16 protein-coding genes are annotated in these 17,065 nt (G+C 71.7%); 10 read left to right on the top strand and 6 right to left on the bottom strand.

Annotated features, from left to right (window positions below; translation table 11 throughout):
- The first annotated feature begins 370 nt into the window (after nucleotides 1-370).
- Both AB0M16_RS20070 and AB0M16_RS20065 read left to right on the top strand, forming a co-directional pair.
- Nucleotides 371-1,309: a MerR family transcriptional regulator gene (locus tag AB0M16_RS20070; protein WP_365344639.1), complete on the top strand. Its 939-nt coding sequence runs from the start codon at nucleotides 371-373 to the stop codon at nucleotides 1,307-1,309.
- A gap of 74 nt (nucleotides 1,310-1,383) precedes the next feature.
- Entirely contained in the window at nucleotides 1,384-1,950 is a 567-nt protein-coding gene (locus AB0M16_RS20065) for a GNAT family N-acetyltransferase (RefSeq protein WP_365344637.1), read from the top strand.
- Between the two features lie 177 nt (nucleotides 1,951-2,127).
- Here AB0M16_RS20065 and AB0M16_RS20060 read toward each other — a convergent pair whose 3' ends face one another.
- Nucleotides 2,128-2,586: a hypothetical protein gene (locus AB0M16_RS20060; protein WP_365344635.1), complete on the bottom strand. Its 459-nt coding sequence runs from the start codon at nucleotides 2,584-2,586 to the stop codon at nucleotides 2,128-2,130.
- A 240-nt stretch (nucleotides 2,587-2,826) separates the two neighbouring features.
- Between AB0M16_RS20060 and AB0M16_RS20055 the strand changes: the two genes are divergently transcribed.
- The gene (locus AB0M16_RS20055) at nucleotides 2,827-3,324 is read left to right on the top strand and encodes a hypothetical protein (RefSeq protein ID WP_365344633.1); all 498 of its coding nucleotides are present in this window, start codon (nucleotides 2,827-2,829) and stop codon (nucleotides 3,322-3,324) included.
- A gap of 159 nt (nucleotides 3,325-3,483) precedes the next feature.
- Here AB0M16_RS20055 and AB0M16_RS20050 read toward each other — a convergent pair whose 3' ends face one another.
- Together AB0M16_RS20050 and AB0M16_RS20045 are read right to left on the bottom strand one after the other, a co-directional pair.
- The gene (locus AB0M16_RS20050) at nucleotides 3,484-4,089 is read right to left on the bottom strand and encodes a DUF4240 domain-containing protein (RefSeq protein ID WP_365344631.1); all 606 of its coding nucleotides are present in this window, start codon (nucleotides 4,087-4,089) and stop codon (nucleotides 3,484-3,486) included.
- A 227-nt stretch (nucleotides 4,090-4,316) separates the two neighbouring features.
- Entirely contained in the window at nucleotides 4,317-5,741 is a 1,425-nt protein-coding gene (locus AB0M16_RS20045) for an FAD-dependent oxidoreductase (protein WP_365344629.1), read from the bottom strand.
- Between the two features lie 226 nt (nucleotides 5,742-5,967).
- Between AB0M16_RS20045 and AB0M16_RS20040 the strand changes: the two genes are divergently transcribed.
- On the top strand, nucleotides 5,968-6,549 hold the full coding sequence (locus AB0M16_RS20040) for a hypothetical protein (protein WP_365344627.1): 582 nt from the start codon (nucleotides 5,968-5,970) through the stop codon (nucleotides 6,547-6,549).
- 305 nt (nucleotides 6,550-6,854) lie between these two features.
- Here AB0M16_RS20040 and AB0M16_RS20035 read toward each other — a convergent pair whose 3' ends face one another.
- Nucleotides 6,855-7,607, bottom strand: coding sequence for a hypothetical protein (locus AB0M16_RS20035; protein WP_365344625.1), 753 nt, complete (start codon nucleotides 7,605-7,607; stop codon nucleotides 6,855-6,857).
- Between the two features lie 191 nt (nucleotides 7,608-7,798).
- On the opposite strand from AB0M16_RS20035, the gene AB0M16_RS20030 reads away from it, so the two are divergent.
- Complete coding sequence (locus AB0M16_RS20030) at nucleotides 7,799-8,029, top strand: hypothetical protein (RefSeq protein WP_365344622.1); 231 nt, start codon at nucleotides 7,799-7,801, stop codon at nucleotides 8,027-8,029.
- Between the two features lie 270 nt (nucleotides 8,030-8,299).
- Nucleotides 8,300-8,704: a hypothetical protein gene (locus AB0M16_RS20025; protein WP_365344619.1), complete on the top strand. Its 405-nt coding sequence runs from the start codon at nucleotides 8,300-8,302 to the stop codon at nucleotides 8,702-8,704.
- Between the two features lie 247 nt (nucleotides 8,705-8,951).
- Here AB0M16_RS20025 and AB0M16_RS20020 read toward each other — a convergent pair whose 3' ends face one another.
- A complete protein-coding gene (locus tag AB0M16_RS20020) occupies nucleotides 8,952-10,736 on the bottom strand; it encodes an FAD-dependent oxidoreductase (RefSeq protein WP_365344616.1) in 1,785 nt (594 codons plus the stop codon).
- Nucleotides 10,737-11,143: 407 nt separating this feature from the next.
- On the opposite strand from AB0M16_RS20020, the gene AB0M16_RS20015 reads away from it, so the two are divergent.
- From AB0M16_RS20015 to AB0M16_RS20005, 3 genes are all read left to right on the top strand, one after another.
- Nucleotides 11,144-11,941: a VOC family protein gene (locus AB0M16_RS20015; RefSeq protein WP_365344614.1), complete on the top strand. Its 798-nt coding sequence runs from the start codon at nucleotides 11,144-11,146 to the stop codon at nucleotides 11,939-11,941.
- A gap of 134 nt (nucleotides 11,942-12,075) precedes the next feature.
- The gene (locus AB0M16_RS20010) at nucleotides 12,076-12,771 is read left to right on the top strand and encodes a hypothetical protein (protein ID WP_365344612.1); all 696 of its coding nucleotides are present in this window, start codon (nucleotides 12,076-12,078) and stop codon (nucleotides 12,769-12,771) included.
- A 171-nt stretch (nucleotides 12,772-12,942) separates the two neighbouring features.
- Entirely contained in the window at nucleotides 12,943-13,779 is an 837-nt protein-coding gene (locus tag AB0M16_RS20005; RefSeq protein WP_365344610.1) for a hypothetical protein, read from the top strand.
- A gap of 195 nt (nucleotides 13,780-13,974) precedes the next feature.
- Here AB0M16_RS20005 and AB0M16_RS20000 read toward each other — a convergent pair whose 3' ends face one another.
- Nucleotides 13,975-14,520 carry an endonuclease domain-containing protein gene (locus AB0M16_RS20000; protein WP_365344608.1) on the bottom strand — a complete coding sequence of 182 codons (546 nt, stop codon included), beginning with the start codon at nucleotides 14,518-14,520 and terminating at the stop codon, nucleotides 13,975-13,977.
- A 232-nt stretch (nucleotides 14,521-14,752) separates the two neighbouring features.
- Between AB0M16_RS20000 and AB0M16_RS19995 the strand changes: the two genes are divergently transcribed.
- The gene (locus AB0M16_RS19995; RefSeq protein WP_365344606.1) at nucleotides 14,753-17,011 is read left to right on the top strand and encodes an FUSC family protein; all 2,259 of its coding nucleotides are present in this window, start codon (nucleotides 14,753-14,755) and stop codon (nucleotides 17,009-17,011) included.
- Nucleotides 17,012-17,065 lie beyond the last annotated feature (54 nt).

The following is a 17,065-nucleotide window of genomic DNA, read 5'->3' as shown; positions in this document are numbered from 1 at the left end:
TGGCATCGCCACGCCACAGCACGGGCCAGAGTCGGACGACACGTGGGCCACCTCCTCGGGCCTAACTGATCGTCTCGGAAAAAGTTCTGACGGCGAGCGGGGTTCCATGCCGGTCGACAGTCGGACGGTGCTTGGAGCCGGCGCGGGCACGGTCGACATCCAGCGCCCCGGACTCGACGCTCTGACCCGGCATGTCCGGTCCTTCGCAACCATGCTCACCGCCGGCCAGGGCGAGCAGCTCCCGCAGTGTCTGGATGCCGTCCGGCAGGAGGACGACGAGGAATGGCCAAGACTTGTGGGGAGGAGTGGTTGGCTGCTGGCAGGCATTGGGGCTTGAGTCTCCAGTAGGGGGAGACGCAAAGGTGGGGGCATGGACGGCGACACGCTCTACTCGATCGGCGAGCTCGCTCGGCGGACCGGTCTCACGGTCAAGACCATTCGGTTCTACTCCGATCGCGGAATCGTGGCGCCGACGGACCGCAGCCCGGCCGGCTACCGCCTCTACAACATCGACGCCGTCGCACGCCTGGACCTCGTGCGGACCCTGCGCGAGCTGGGACTGGACCTTCCCACGATCCGCAAGGTCGTGGACCGCGAGCTCTCGCTTCCCGAGGTCGCCGCGGCGCACGCCGAAGCACTGGCAGTGCAGATCCGCGTCCTGCGTTTGCGGCGTGCGGTGCTGACGGCGGTGGCCGAGCGCGGGTCCACACCTGAGGAGACGGAACTCATGCACCGGTTGGCCCAGCTCTCCGAGGACGAACGCCGACGTCTGATCGGCGATTTCCTCGACGTCGTTTTCGGCGGTCTCGACGCCGCCCCCGCATTCGCGGGGGCCATGCGCTCGATGACCCCCGAGTTGCCCGCCAACCCGGAGGCGGAACAGGTCCAGGCATGGGTGGAGTTGGCCGAAATGACCCTGGACCCGGATTTCCGCGCCGTCGTGCGGCGGATGGCCGAGGACCAGGCAGCCGAGCAGGCCGGCAGCGACACGATGGTCCCGCGCCGCGACATCGCCGCAGTCGTCCGTGACCAGGCCGGCCCGGCCCTGACCGCCGGCATCGACCCGGCCTCGCCCCAGGCCGATCCGATCGTCGCGGCGTTCACGGCGCACTACGCGCACCTCCTCGGCCGCCCCGACGACGTCGAGCTTCGCCGCCGGCTGGCGACTCGGCTGGAGAGCGTGAACGACCCCCGCAGGGAGCGATACCTCCAGCTGCTCGCAGTGGTCAACGGCTGGCCGGCCCCGGAGAGTCTGGCGCCGGTGTTCGACTGGTCCGTCCAGGCTCTGCGCGTCCGGACACGGCAATGACGGGGTGGTCGCAAGGCGGCATGGGCCGGACGCGGCTGGCGTCGGATGGAAACGCCGCCGCATATGCTCAGTTGGTGAATACCCCCGTCGTACTTGAGGTGGCCGCGACGCCGGCCTCTCCCGCTCTCGTTCTTCGCCCCTGGCGCATGGAGGACGTTCCCGCGTTGGTCGAGGTGAGCCGGGATCCCGCATTGCGCCAGTGGGCGAGCACTGTCGTGGACAACGATGCTGACGGGGCGCGGTGGGTGCAGGCCCAGCAGCGGGGCTGGGCAGCGTGGGGCCGTTTCGGCTTCGCCGTCCTTGAGGCACAACCCGGTTCGGTTCGCAAACAGTTGGTGGGCAACGTGGTCCTCAAGGAAGTCATCTCCGGCAAACCGGCGGCCGAGGTGGGCTACTGGACCGCGGCGCACGCTCGCGGGCGGGGAGTGGCCCCCCGCGCTCTGGAAGCACTCACCCGCTGGGCCTTCGACACCTTCGAGGCCGACGGGCTGGAGCGTCTCGAACTCCTGCACCAGGTGGACAACCTGGCGTCGTGCCGGGTTGCGCAGAAGAGCCGGTACGACTTCGACAGCGTCCTGCCCGCGGCGCCGCCCTCCTTCCCCCGCGATGGCCACCTGCACGTACGGCGCACGAGGGCCTGAGATCCTCCCGGCTTCCGCGGATCGGCTGAGGCCGCTCACGCCGTGAGGGTCTCGGGCGTGCGCCGAGTTGGCCGCGTTCGAAGCGGGCCCCGGCACGGACCAGAGCGACGAGGTGGTCCTGCGACAGCGGGTCCTGCTGGCGCGACGGAGCCGTGCTGCCTTCCACCGTTGGAACGGCTATACCGGCTCCTCGAACAAGTCGATCCCGGCGGGCTTGCGATCAAGAAGCGGCCCGAGACGCTCCTCCATGACAGCGAACCACCCGTCGAGGTCCGCGTCGGTGTCGTAGAAGAACCAGGAGTGGAAACTTCCCCAAGCGTCCAGGTCCAGTGCCGGCTTGTAGCGGAGTTCGCAGCGAACTTGCACGTAGCGGTCGTGCTCGCCGTCGTCACTGACGTTGAGCTGCCTCGTGAGGTCCACGGTGAACATCGGCCGCCCGCTGATAAGGTGCGTGCCGTACTGAAAGAGCAGGCCGTCGGAGTCGGCTTGGGGCGCTGCGTGGAAGCGCATGCGCCCGAAACGCACGAAAGCGAGCCATGCACTCCGGGTCGTCCCTTCGGCCGTCGTCGACTGCTCGGCAGCCAGCTCGGCACGCAGACGGTGGAGAGCGTCCTTCGGCTGCGACCTGTCGGGCATGCCGACTCCCCTCGTTTTGTGGATCAGCACCACCTGGCGTGGTCGGATCGAATCGAGCCCTGGTCGCCGAAGGGTATGCCTCGGTGACTCGCAACGCTCGGTCACTCCCGCACGGAAGCTGTGTCAGAAACCGCGACCCCGTTCCGGTCCGACTTCTGTGGAGCTCCCACGCTCTGTGACGTGCCGGGCCAGGACGGCCCTTCGTGACTCGCGTGCAGATCCGTTTGGGATCATGCCCGCATGGACTTCGACCTCGCCCCGCCGGCCGGCGTCGGCCCGTTGCGGATCGGTATGACCCGGCACGCGGCCGACACGATGCTGGACTCGCTCCGCGATCCCTCTGCGATCTCGGAGTCTGATCGGCCGGGGCAGCACGTCTTCCGTCCCAGCGGGCTGATGATCAGCATCCACTGCATGCGCGACTCGCTGCTCGCCATCGAGCTGGGACGACCGTCCTCCCGGGCGGACCGAGTGTTGTTCCGAGGTGTGGACGTGTTCGCTCTTCCGGCGCGCGAGGTGGTCCGGCGCATCGGTGAGTTCACCGCGGTCCAGGAAGATCCTGACGACGGTGCGTCATTCATCGCCCCGGACCTGCTGCTGAGCTTCTGGCGTCCGTTCGCGGCCGACGACGAGCCGGAGGAAGAGCAGGGGCACTACTTCACCTCGGTCCTGCTGGCACGGCCTGGCTACTACGACACACCTGCTCAGGCTGCCGAGCGACTCCAGCAGAGCTCGTGAAGGTCCCCTCCTGCGGCTCCGACAGTGGCTCTCGGACAGCGGCAGAAGACTGCTGGCCCTTGATGATCCGGGCCGAAACCCGAGGCGCCACGGGCGGACGCCTACGCGAGTGAGGGGCACGACCGAGAAAGTCGGCCACGATCCCCACGAGACGACTCCTCAGCCGTGTCCCTTCGCCGGAAAGAGGGCATCGAGCCGTGGGGTGCACGTCCCGTCGGGGAGCCGAGATATCCCACTTCTCGCCGAGGCCTTCCCGCCCCCGTCTCCCGTTCCACGCGCTGCCCACGCCTCCTGGACGGCGTGGAGGGCGTCGTAGAACGCGTCCCCGCAGTCGTCCTCCTGGCCGGTCAGCTCATCGAAGGCCTCCTGCGCGACGTAGTCGAGCTCCTCTCTTTCCGGCCACTCGTGGTCACACCATTCCCGTGGGTGCCGGCCGGCGACGGCCCGCACCTCGGATATGTCGGCGAGCGCGTCCGGATCGGCGAGCACGGCCTCGTACGTCCCTCTTCCCTGCGCCACCAGCCAGAGGGCGAAGTAGTCGAAGCCGTCGTCGGAGCACATGCCGCTTTCGATCCGGTTCACCGCCCGCCACAGGACATCCGTGGCCACGGCGGCGCATGCGACCTCCAGGTGTGCCTGGAACTCCACGACCTCCGCGATCGGCCGGCGCTGCAACTCCCCGCGCAACCACTCCAACTGCGCGGAGTGGTCACCTGGGTGACGGCTCAACCCGTCCATGAGTGTCCAGAAGGTCTCCTGATCCATGTGGTGCAGGATCCCAGCCACCACTGACATTCCCGAGGGTCCCTGCGGAAGACGTCATGGCGGGTCCGCCTTCCCCCGATTCTCCAAGGGCAGGTGCCGGGACCGGCCGTGGACCACGGGGTGGTGCCACTTGGTCGCGTAGCGCTCGCCGGCGGCCCAGTCAGGGGCCGACCGGGGTGCCGCGCAGCCGAAGCACAGCGCCTTGATCCGGGTCCCGGTCCCCGGCGTCACCCGTGCAGTGGTGCGAGCACTGCCATGGCGTCGTACCGGTGCTGCAGTGTCCGGAGGCGGGCCAGGTTGCTGCCGTAGGCCGCCTGCGTCTCGGTCGCGGTCTCGGGGAGGCCGGGTCGCAGTTCGACGTTGTAGACGCCGACGGTATGGGCGGCCACCGCCTGCGCGGTCTCGCGGGCCCACGTCCTGCAGGTCTCGTCGGCGGCGGCGTCGTCCCAGATCGCGTTCACCGGGATGCTCCATTCGCTGGTCCTGCCCCAGAACGCGGTGGCGGTGTCGTCGACGTCGGCCAGAGCCCCGCCGGTGTGCTGGAAATCGATGCGGCAGGCCTTCGTGGGGGCGGTGCGGATCCGTTCCGCGAGGGTTTCGGCCACGACGGCGTCGAGAGTGGGACCGGTGAAGGCCGCCTTGCCGAAGAACGAACCACGCGGGCCTTCGCCCGGCCGGGGCAGCTCGACCGGGTCGGGCTCGACGCCGTCGGCACCGGGGATCGCGAACTCGGGCAGCCCGGCCGGATACGGGCCTGACGTCTCCGAGCGGTGGAGCGGCGGCGAGGCCGAGCCGGCGGCGACGCGGGAGGTCGCTGACCTGGCCAGCCGGATCGCGCTTTCGTGCCGGCTCGAGCAGGCGGTGTAGAGGAACAGGACCGGCTCGTCCGGCGAGAGGGCGGTGTAGCCGAGGACCGCACTCATCGTGATGCCCCGGGGCAGCTCGGGAGCGACCCGGAAGTAGGTGGCGAGCGCATCGAGGCCCACCACCGCCCGGTCGACCCGTACCGAGCCGATCTCGTGGGTCCGGAACACCGCCGAGGTGACGACCCCGACGGACGGCGCCGCCCCCCGCACCGCCCACCACAGGTCACCCTCCTCGCCCGAGCTCCGTTCCGAGAGGTGGACGACGTCGCCCGACGGGAGCACGAGTTCGACGCCGGCGAGATGGTCGACGGTGAGCCCCAGGGACCTCGTCAGATGGCCGATGCCTCCTCGGGTGGCCATCCCCAGGCCGGCGTGGCCGACGACGCCTATGGGTACGGCACCACCCGCCGGGGCGAGAACCTCGAGCATGGTGGCCATGGTCGCCCCACCGCCGGCGACCACTCGGTCCCCGTCCGGGCGGGCGGCGTGCAGGAACTCCGAGAGGTCCAGCATGACGGCGTCGTCGGCGACGCAGTTCGAGCTCAGACCGCCGCCGCGCACCGTGACTCGCGCTCCCGCCGCTGTCGCGGCCCTCATGACGCCGGCGACGTCGTCGACCGTCCGGGGCACGACCACGCACTTCGGTCGTCGGCGAGCGGCCTCGGGAAAGAAGACCTTCGCCAGCGCGTTCCCGTACGCCATGGTGCCCGGCGGGTGCACGCCCGCTCCGAGCGCGGACCGCAGCTGCTCGACGATGTCATCCGATCGCCGGACGGGCGCGCTCACCGCGGCGTCCGGAGGCGGAAGTCGGCCAGTGGACGGGCCAGGGGCGGGGGGACGTCGTTACTGGTCATGGTGGCTCCGCGTTCCCGTGGGTGGGTTTCGGGCGGAGAGCCTTCGGTTGTCCCGGTTGGATCGAGCAGTAGCCCCGGGAGATTAGCACCGGGGAGGGCCACGGCACGCCGCCAACCGTGGTGCCGGCGTGTCGGCGACAGTCGATATCGTCCGCGCCATGACCTCAAGTGCACGTTTGCTGGACCTGATCGCGACCACGCCGGAGATCGATCTGCTGCTGCGGTCGTCGTTCGGCTTCGACATCCACCGGAAGTACTACGGCGAGGGTCTTCGGCTTGCCTCCGGTGCGCCGTGGGAGGTGATCGCCGGGGAATCCGCCGGTGGTGCGTACTTCCTGTGCGCTGAACAGAACGGACGCCGACCGGTGGTGTTCGCGAGCTCCGAAGGGGAAGGCGGCCTGCTCGCCGATGACCTCGCGGAGGCGCTGGAGATCATCACCGGGCTGGAGTGGCGGGACTGCCTGACGTTCTCGGGCGGTGGCGATGTGGAGGTCATGCAGATCTCCGCGCAACGCCTCGAGCGGTACCGTGACAAGCACAACCCGGACATCGACAACGAAGCTGCCCAGGTGGCCGCAGCCCTGTCGCTGCGCACCGTGCCCGTCGCCGACCTCGTCGTCCGTTTGCACGCGGCCGCCTCGAAGACCGAACCGGACTACGTCGTGACCGACGATGACGGACAGGAGTACGACCCGCCGTTCGGCGAGTACGTGGAACCTCGCCACGGAGGCTGGAGCTGAACCCGGCCGACGCCGCCGGGCGCGCCGACACCGGTACCGCGGCCATCCCTGACAGTCCCTCCGATCCGGGGCCTGGGCCCCTGCCGTCGGGATACGTCGCCGCGGAGCGGCCCGCCGCGGGGTCCCGGGGACGCGGAGCGGCCGGCCGCGGAGTCCCGAGGCCGGCCGCGGGGTCCCCAGGGCCGGCCGATTCCGTCACCAGCGGACCCAGAGGGCGATGACGTCCTGGCGCGTGGAGCTGACGGGTTCGCGGAAGACCGGCGCGTACGAGAACCCGCCCTCCGCCCGCGTGGCGCCCGGCCGTTTCAGGCGGGCCAGGTGCCGAGTGCGTGGGCGAGCCGGTCGCTCTGCTCCCGCGTGATGCCCTGGGCAAGACGCGTCCCGCACCGCGGACTCAGGTAGCCGTCGCAGCGCAGGATCCCGCGAAAGGGCTCCTGCCCGCCCGAGAGCGGGGAGGCAGTGGGCAGCGCCCATTCAGCGGGATCCCAGAGTGGGTGGTCCGTGAGGAGTGCTTCCGCGAGAGAAGGCGCCAGAGCCGCGGGGACGTCTGCCCGAACGAGTGCTCCGCTGAACACGGCCGCGGCGTCCCCCGGAAGGTCCTGGTCGCCGAGAGCCGGCAGCAGGAGCAGCAGGCGTGCGTACTCGGTATGGACCCCTGGGACGTTGAAGTCCGGCGTGCGGGCTATGTGGTGCAGTTCGCGCCAAGGCAGTCCCGGGCCGGCCTGGTGCCCGCTGACGGTGGCCAGGTGGCCGTGCCGCCCCCACTCGGAGTGGGTGATGAGGTATTCCGTCTCCGGATCGTCGGGAAAGTTGCGTCCGAGGACGACCGCGGTGTGTCCACCCGCGAACGGGATGCGGAAGACAGGCCACCGGGCCTCGTCGCACAGGGCCTCGCACGCGGCGTCGGCATCCGCCCCGTCGACACCGAACCATTCCGGAACAGGGTCATAGTCCTCCGTCTGGCTCAGCCACATCAAATAGGCCGCCCAGAATCCCGGCAGTTCCAGCAGCCCCTCGCCGGCGGCAACAGGAGCGTCTTCGTATCCCTCTATCAGCACGGGTACAGGCTCTCACCCGCCTACGACAGCCCCTAAACCCGTACAAGGCCCGCTGAACCACCACGCGACCTGCGCGAGTTGGCCTGGCGACGCGCCCCCGCCCCGGGGCCGGCCTGGCCTGGGGCGCATCTCACGGGTCCGCGTTTCGTTAGGCACGCCGTACACACGTCGGATACGCGGAAGGTGAACTCATGAAGTCCAGGATTGTCGGCAGCGTGCTGTTGGCCGGTGCTGTCGCCCTCGTCTCTGCCGGGGTGGCCGCGGCCGACGGCCCCGGTGACGGTCGGGCACCGGCGCCGCGGCCCGCCGCGGCGGACGACCTCTCGGCCGCGCCGGCGACGACGTCGCAGAGCGTGCCGGCCCTCGACCAGGTGCCCCTGTCGGGCAACTCGTTGTCGCCGCTGGGCACTCTGCTCGGTTAGCCGCCGGCTCTCGACAGCGCCGAGCTGGCCATGAGGCGACGGTGTCCGGTCGCCTCGGCCGCACCCTCGTCGGCTCCCGATCTCACGCGGCCCCCTCACCCGGCAACGCCGGGCACGTGCCGTTCCGCGTGAGACGGCGCGCCGCTCGGCTGGGTGACCTCGACAGCGTCCCCTCGACGTACCGCGGGTGTACGGGCGCGCGACCATCGCGCCCGGCCACCGCCCCGGACATCTCCCCACGTCGTCCGTGCCATCGGGCAGCATGGGGCGATGCACACGGATCAGCCCCTGCCTCGCGAGGTGAAGGTCATCGGTTCGGCCGCGCTGCTCGGACTGGAGGAGCGCGCGTGTGATCTCGGCCTGAACCAGCGTTTGGACCCGGCGTGGGTGCGGTCGAACACGGCGCCCGACGGCCTCCACTACCTGTGGCCGGCCTTGTGGAACAGCCTGTCCCACCGCCCCGACGTGCCACGTCAGCTGCGGTGCGAGCTGCTGATCACTCTGCGCACGGGAGACCGCGTGATGAGCCTGCTCGACGTGCTTCCCGGCGACTTCACTCCGCTGCCGCGGGTGACCTCGCGCGAGGAGGGCATGCGGGTGAGCCGACTGCTCGACCGTGCTCCCTCGGTCAGGGAATGGCTCCTGCGGGAGGGCGAGGGCCCGGGGCGGCTGTGACAGGAGACGCGTGTGGTGCCTCGTCGCGCACGGTCAATGGCTTCACGCCGAGCGCGGGCGGGGCATAGCCGAGTCCCCCGGCCCCGGCTCCCACCCCGCTCCTCCCCGGACGCCGGCCCCTGGTCCGGCCTCCAGACACCGGCCCCTGGTCCGCCCTCCAGACACCGGCCCCTGGTCCGCCCTCCGACGTCGGCCACCACTCCGTCCCCCGGCACCGCGCGCGGTCGCCTCGGCGCCGACCCCGCCCTCAGCCCATGTCCAGCGCGTTGCGCAGGCCAAGTCGGAAGCGCAGGCGGTCGTGGCGCTTGAGGCCCTCCAGCTCCGGGGCGCGGAAGAGCGGTTGGACGGTGCAGCGCGCGGCGGCCGAGCCGGTGCGGTCGAGCAGGGCGTTGACGGCCTGGCGGGCGGAGGCGTTGGCGCCTTCCATGGTCGCCAGGTCGATGTCGACGGCCACGTAGTCGCCGGCCAGGAAGAAGTTGGGGATCTTGGTGGCGGCCTGCGGGCGATTGTGGAACGTGCCGACCGGGTGGATGAGGAGCTGGTCCTCGTTGGTCGGGTTCGGGGTGCCGAGGCCGTCGACGCCCGGGTCGAGGAACCAGGAGTGCAGCGCGCTGTCCTTCAGCACCGTCCGTCCGGTGTCGTTGAACGCGGCCTTCAGCTGCGCCCACACTTCGCGGGCGACTTCCGTGCGGGTGCACTGTTTGGCCGTCTTGCCGTAGAGGATGCCGGGGCGGTCCCACTCGGAGATGTCGACCGAGAGGCAGTCGACGGCGGCTCCGTCGCCGTAGTCGGCGGGGAAGTCTCGGGACGGCCAGTGACGCGCCTGCTGGATCGCGGTCAAGGACCAGGGGGAATCGATGCAGTTGGCATGTCCGGCGAGCAGCGGTGCGCGTTCGGTCAGGTAGAACTGAATGCCCGTCATCCAGTCCGTCTCCAGCTTGTCGCACCGTGCCAGCTGCGGGTCCGCCGCCCGCAGCGCCGCATTCCAGGTGCGCCTGGCGTGCTCCACGGGCATCGCGGAGACGTAATGGTCGGCGGTCACGGAGCGGCGGACGCCCTGCGGATCCTCGACGACGACTGCCCCGATCCGCCCGGAACCGGAGTCGTAGGTCAGCTCCCGCACGGTCCAGCCGATCCGGAACTCCACACCGAGGCTTGTCAGATGGGCCGCCCAGGGGTCGATCCAGGCTTCGTTGGTCGGCAGGTTCAGGATCCGGTCGAGGGGCCCGTCGGCACCGCGCCCCAGAGCGTTGAAGGCGAACGCCTCCAGGAGCGTGGCGACGGTGCGGGTGCTGGCCTCCTCCGCCTTCGTCGCGACGATGTTGCGGGTCAGCCCGACGGCCAGGATGCGCTGGTAGTCGTAGCTCATCTGCTCGGCCCGCAGGAAGTCCCACCAGGGCGTCCGCTCCCACGCCTCGTCGCGCCGCTCGTCACAGCTGGTCAGGAAGACGAGGAAGCGGTTGACGAAGTACGCGGCCTCGTGGAGCGGGATGGAGCGGGCGGTCTCCAGGAGGGCGGTGAGGGCGCGGCGGATCTCGTCGAGGGTGAGCTCGGCCGGTCGGTGGCCCGGCCAGGGGAGCGGGATGCGCAGGTCCTCGCGGCCGGTGCGGGCGAAGGACATCTCCGCCGGGGCGACGAGGTTGTCCCAGACGCCGTTGGCGTTCCCGGGGAAGGGGATGCGCCGCATCGTGTCGGGGAGGTTGTGGTAGATGCCGGGGATGAAGCGGAAGCCGTGCTCGGCGGGGAGTGCGCGACGGCTGCCGCGTGCGCTGTCCGGTACGTCCATGGAGCGGGCCTTGCCGCCCAGTGCCCGGCGCTCGTAGACGGTGACGCGGAAGCCTCGTTCGGCCAGTTCGTGGGCGGCGGTCAGGCCCGCGACCCCGCCGCCGAGTACGGCCACGGACTGTGGCGCGGACGGCTCCGTGGCGACGGCCGGTACGGCGCCCAGGGCGACCTCCCCGACAGCGACCGCTCCGGTCGCGGCGGCGGCGCCCGCCACGAAGGTGCGTCGTGAGGTGCCCGTACGGTCCATACCCCAACCCCTTTACCGGCGGTAACCCGATGTCCGACGCAGGAGCATAAGGCCGTCCCCCGAGCCCCGGAAGGCACGTGCGGGACACGGTTCACACATGGCGCGATCCCGACCCTGTTGCCCGGTAGTACCGCAGAAGACGGACTGCGACGGCACCGATGGCACCGATGGCACCGCCGAACACCCAGGGGGCGCGATGCGGACGGGGAGAGCGGACGCGGGGCCGGGAGGCGGACGCAGAGGCGCGAGGCGGCGACGGAGGGGAAGGCGAGAGCGGGGCGGAGCCGGGAGCCGGGGGCCGGGAGCCGGGAGCCGGGAGCGCAGGCTTGTCCCAGAACGGTCGACGGGCGAGGCGCGGCGTCCGATGCAAGGCTGAAATTCGCACGGTCCCGCGAAAGGCAATGAACATGATCACCACAGACTTCGTCCATGGCTCCCCCTGCTGGCTCGACCTCGGCGCCCCCGACGTCCGGGCCGCCGCGGCCTTCTACGGCAGCGTCTTCGGCTGGGAGTACGAACCCATGGGCGACGGGGAGGAGGCGGAGGGCGGGATGTTCCGGAAGGACGGCAAGGTCGTCGCCGGGCTCGGCAAGCTCACCGAGAAGGGTGCGCGCTCCGCCTGGATGATCTACTACACCGTCCCCGACGCGGAGGCCACGACGCGAGCCGTCGAGCGCGCCGGCGGCACGGTGCGGGTGGCGCCGAGAGACTTCGACGAATCGGGACGGATGGCCCAGTACAGCGATCCGCTGGGGGGACAGTTCGCCGTCTGGCAGCCCGGCTCCATCAAGGGCGCCGATCTGGTCGACGAGACCGGTTCGCTGTCGTGGACGGAGCTCTACACGCCTGACGCCGCGGGGGCGAAGCAGTTCTACGGCGACGTCTTCGGCTGGTGGTTCAGCGACATGGAGCTGCCGGGCGGCGGGGGCACGTACTCCCTCATCACACCGGCCGGGCTCCCTGAGGAACGCATGCACGGCGGGCTCATGGAGATGGCGGCCGAGGACCTCACCCTGACGAAGGGGCGGCCCTCCTGGCACCCGGTGTTCAACGTCGACGACTGCGACGCCGCGGTCGCCCGGGTGACCGAGAACGGCGGCAGCGTGCAGATGGGGCCGGAGGACGCGGAAGGCGTCGGCCGGCTGGCCGTGTGCCTGGACCCGTCGGACGCCGACTTCGTGGTCCTCACCCCGACCGGCGGCTGAGCCCGACAGGGCGGCCCGCCCGACGGGGTCCGGGCGCGCTCGCCGAACCGTGGTGCCGTGGAGTGAGGCGCGCGCCCGGAGCGGTCCGGTCACGGTCGCCGTGCGGCGTACGACAACGACAGGGAGCAGACCCCGTGAGCCGACACCACGCTCCCCCACCGCCCCCCGAGACCGCGTCGGGCGACGTGCCGCCCCTCGGGGAGCCGCGGTGGCCGATGGCCGTGGCCGTGGTGGTCGCCATGGTGCTGACGCTGCTGCTCCCCGACAGCCTGCGGCTGGCGCCCGCCTGGGTGCTGCCCTCGGTGGAGGGGCTGCTCCTGCTCACCATGATCGCGGGCGACCCCGGCCGGATCGACCGCCGCTCCGTCGCGCTTCGCGCGGTGTCGATCGCCCTGGTCTGCGTCCTCGCGCTCGGCGCCGTGTGGTCGACCGTCCAGCTGATCGACGACATCGTGCACGCCGGGAAGGAGACGGCGTCCGCAGCCAGCCTGCTGCAGACCGGAGGCACGGTCTGGGCCGGGACCGTCCTCGCCTTCTCCCTGCTCTACTTCGAGCTCGACGGCGGCGGTCCGGCGGCGCGGGCCCACCGCATGCCCGCCCATCCGGCCCTCGCCTTCCCCCAGCAGCTGAGCCCCGAGCTGGCCCCGCCCCTCTGGCGCCCGCGGTACGTCGACTACCTCTATCTCGGACTGACCAACGCCACCGCCTTCAGCCCCACGGACGTGATGCCCCTGGTGCCCTGGGCGAAGATCAGCATGGCGGTCCAGTCCCTCATCTCCCTGCTCATCCTGGGCCTGGTCGTCGCGCGGGCTGTCAACGTGCTCACGTGAGCCGCATGGAACAGCATGGGACGTACGCCGGAAGGACGTCCGACCGCCGGAGGGCCGCGGGCGGAGTGGCCACGGACGGAGAAGGCACGGACGGAGGGGCCGCGGGCGGAGTGGCCACGGACGGAGGGGCCACGGACGGAGACCGTCGACACAGAGGGACACGGGCGACCGATGACCGGAACGAAGGAACACTCCGAGGGAGCAGGCCCGTTCACGACCCGGGTGACCTGGCGTCCCGAGGACGGGAGCACCGCCGTCTGGGAGTCGCGGCTCGCGCGAAAACGCGCCCGGCTCACGGTCCACCGCGAGGGCGAGCCGGAGCCCCGACCGCAAAGGGCGGACAGCGTCTCGGTCGTCCGCCTCCGCCGGTTGAACACCGTCGCCGCGAGCGCGTTCACGGTCGGCGGTGCGCTCTTCGCCCTCGGGGCCGCGCTGGCCCAGTTCGGCCCGGGCGACATCACCAGCGCGTGGATCTACTTCGCCGGCGGGCTGTTCTTCAACACCGGCGGCTACGCGTCGCTGCTGCAGGCCGTCAACACACCCCACCGGGACCGCCGGACGGGGCGACTGACCACGCGGCGCTGGCGCTGGTGGAGCTACGAGCCCGCCCGGATCGACTGGCTCAGCACCTTCACGCTGTTCGCCGGAACGCTCGTCTTCGGCGTCAACCTGGTGGGGTCCCTGTTGCACGGGCTCTCGGTGCAGCAGGTGAACCGGCTGATCTGGGCCCCGGACATGGTCGGCTGCGTGCTGTTCCTGATCGCGGGCCACCTCGCGCTGGTCGAGGTCAGCCACGGCCGGCCGCGACTGCTCGTCAGGGATCTGGGCTGGTGGATCGTGGTGGTCAACCAGCTCGGTTCGGTCCTCTTCATGGCCTCGGCGGTGACCGCCTTCGTCCGGCCGTCGACCGGGGACATGGTGAGCGTCGCCGTCACGAACTGGTGCACCATGCTGGGCGCCGTGTGCTTCTCCGCCGGCGGAGTGCTCCAGTTCTCCGAACGTCCCTGATCCGGCCCCCTGATCCTGTCGGGCAGGGCCGCCGTCCGCCTCGCCCGCCCTCCGGCGTCCAGCGGTGAAGCGCTGCCCGGTCACGCCCGACGCTCTCTCCCTCACGCCGCAGGGGCCACAACCGCTGCATCCTCGCTCGGAGCGAGTCTTGGACGCGTACAGCTGTTCCCGCTCCTCCGTACCGAAGTCGGCGGCCTATCCCCCGGAGCCGGGGACGGACCCGGCGCGGTCCCAGGTCAGCGTGCGCCACGTCAGGCTGGTGTACCTGACCCGCGCCCAGCCGGTGTCGTCCGGGTGGAGTGTCCGCGCGTGCGGGCTGCGGGCCGGCGGGGCTGCCAGGTAGGCGTCCACATGCGGTACGGGCCATCGCAGGCGCCCCTGTCCCAGCCGCCTCTCGTAACGACCGAGGTCCGTGTTGCACGGCTTGCAGAGGAGCCCGCGCACGCAACGCGGGCAACCTGAACAGCAGCTGTGGTCGTGGTCGATCTGCCACCAGATGGGGCCGTCGGCCGCGCTGTCTCCAGGGCTGTCGTCGCAGAGCGGACAGTAGTCGTTCTGGACCCTCAGGATGGCGTTGACCCGCTCGAGGGACAGTCCGAACCGATGCGCCTGCCGTACCGCCGGGCCGCAAGCGGGACACAGGCCGCGCCGCCCGGGCTTTCGCTCGTCCGTCTGCACCCACTCCTCGCATATCCGGCACGTCTCGGGATCATCGTCGACCTGGCCCAGTCCGCTGCTCACGGAGCAGACGGTAGCCCTGGCCACTGACAGGCGGCCTGCTTTCCCCGGCCTGCGGTTCGAACCACCTGATCACCTTCGGGCGCGCAGCCCACCCGGCGCTGCCCGGCTCGCGAGGACGTCTGCGTGATCGAGTGGCCGGCCGCGCCCGCCCTCACGATCCGCAACCGCCGCGCCACGGCCCTGGCCCGCCGCTCGTCGTGCCGGGTGCGGCCGGGCGGGTGATGCTGGGGGCATGGGTGGCGCGTTCTGGCGGCGGCCGCCGCCCGCCGCCTACCGGGCGGCGGCGCGGAGGGGGCTGCGCGTCACGATCGCCGCCGGTGCCGGGTTCTACGTGCTGCTCTACGGCTTCGACTCGGCCGTCGCCGCGACGTACGCGCTGTTCGGCGCGATCGCGATGGCCGGGCTGTCGCACCTCCCCGGCTCCGGGCGCCAGCGTGCCGTGCTCCTGGCGGGCGTGGTACCGGTGTGCTGGGTGCTGATCACGCTCGGCACCTACCTGTCCGTACGGACGTGGAGTGCGGTCCTCGGCATGCTGATCGTCGGCTTCGGGCTGGCGTTCATGGCCGTCGGCGGACCGCGCTTCGCGGGCGCGGCCACGGGGCTGCAGCTGATGTACATCCTGCCGTCGTTCCCGCCCTACGATCCCGGTTCGCTGGGCGAACGGCTGGTGGGGGCGACCTTCGGGCTCGTCGTGCTGATCGTCGCGGAGGTGACGCTGCTCCCCGAGCCGGCGGCCCTGCCCTACCGTGAACGGGCCGCCCGGGCCGCCGACGGCGCGGCGAGCTGCGCGGACGGGCTGCGCGCCGCTCCGTACACGCTTCCGGAGGCCGTGCTGCGCACCGCCCGGGCCTTGAGCACGGGCCTTCGCTCCTCCCACGTGCCCGAGGCGGAACGACCGGCCGGGGCGGGTCTGCGGCAGAGAGCGCTGGCCCACACGGGCCTGGCGACGCGCACCCTCCTCGGCCGACTGGCCGCGTTGCCGCCGCCTCCCCCGGGGGCGGGGCCGCCCCGGCCGGTCGGATCCGGGGGAGGCGGGGCAGCGGGATCCTCGGCCGGAGCAGGTACGGCCGGGACGGCTGGGGCGCTGGACGCGGGGGGACCGGACCCGCTGCGGGCCGTCTCGGATGTGGCGCGTGAGACCGCCGCCCGGCTGCGTGGCCGCGCGCCGGCCGGCCAGGCGCACGCACGGCTGTGGCGAGCCCGTCAGGTGCTGGCGGCGGTCGAGGACGGCTCCCCCGCCGTGCTGCGCCACAACGCGGCGCTCCTGGAGGCGGCGGACGCCGCACTCGCGATGTCCTCCGCCGCCGACATCGCCGTACGGGGCCGGGCCGCCGACGCACCGGCGCCGGGTCGGTTCTGGTACGCGCGGCAGCGGGCGCCCCTGCTGTGGTGGCGGCGCCTGTCGGGCCATGCGGGCGGGCGGTCGGTGTTCTTCCAGAACGCCGTACGGATCAGTCTGGCGCTGGCGGCGGCCCGGTTGATCGCGGGCATCGACACGCTCCCGCACGGCTTCTGGGTGCTCCTTGCCACGCTGACGCTGACGCGCACGACGGTACGGGAGACCCGGACGACGGAGCGGGTGGCGCTGACCGGCACCCTGGTCGGGGCGCTCGTCGCGGCGGCGCTGCTGGCGCTGGTGGGCACCGACATCGAGGTGTACGCGGTGGCGCTGCCGCCGCTGATGCTGGTGACCTTCACGGTCGGGCCGGTCAAGGGCGTCGGCTGGGCGCAGGCACTGTTCACGGTCGTGGTCGCCCTGGTCTTCGCACAGCTGGCACCGGCCACGTGGCAGCTCGCCGAGTTCCGGTTGCTCGACGTGCTGACCGGCAGCGCGATCGGCGCCGTCTTCGGACTGCTGGCCTGGCCGCGGGGCGCCCATGACGAGTTGCGGCGGTCGGTGGCGGTGCTGCTGCGGATCGCCGCGGAGATCGTCGTGTCCACGACTGCGCAGCTCGAGGCGGGTGGGCGACGCGTACCGGTGGTCACCGCGCCGGGCCACCGTTCGCTGCAACACGCCCTGGTCATGGCGGAGTCGGCGTACGCGCAGTACCAGAGCGAACCGAAGGGACCCGCCCCGCCGCCGGTCGGTCAGGACTGGCAGGCCGCACTGATCACCGGGCACCACACGTTGTGGGGCGCCGACCGGCTGCTCGTACCACCGGAGCCGGTCGTGGTGCCTCCGCTGGGGCGAGAGGCCGCGGAGTCGGTCGTCCGCGCGGGTGACCGGGTCGCAGCGAGCATGCTGCTGATCTCCGCCCGCCTGGACCCGACCGGGGACACCGCGGACACGACGGCACCGCTCCACGCCCCGGCGCCGTCCGCGACCCTCGCCGACGACCCGCCCGGCGCACCGCGCCTGTACTACACGGCCGTGTCCTGGCTGGCCTCGCTGACGGCGGACCTGGCACGCCTGGCCGGCGACACCGACGGCGCCGCCGACGCCGCTGCGGGTGTCACCGCCGGCGCCGCCGCGCCTGTCCGTCGCCACTGATGCGGCTGCAAAGCGACGGACTCGCGGCCTGCTTGGCGCCCAGGCGGTTCCACC

The organism is Streptomyces sp. NPDC051921 (assembly GCF_040680975.1).
Taxonomy (GTDB): Bacteria; Actinomycetota; Actinomycetes; order Streptomycetales; family Streptomycetaceae; genus Streptomyces.
Note: the sequence above shows the minus strand (reverse complement) of the source record. Positions and strands in the feature narration are given on the sequence as shown.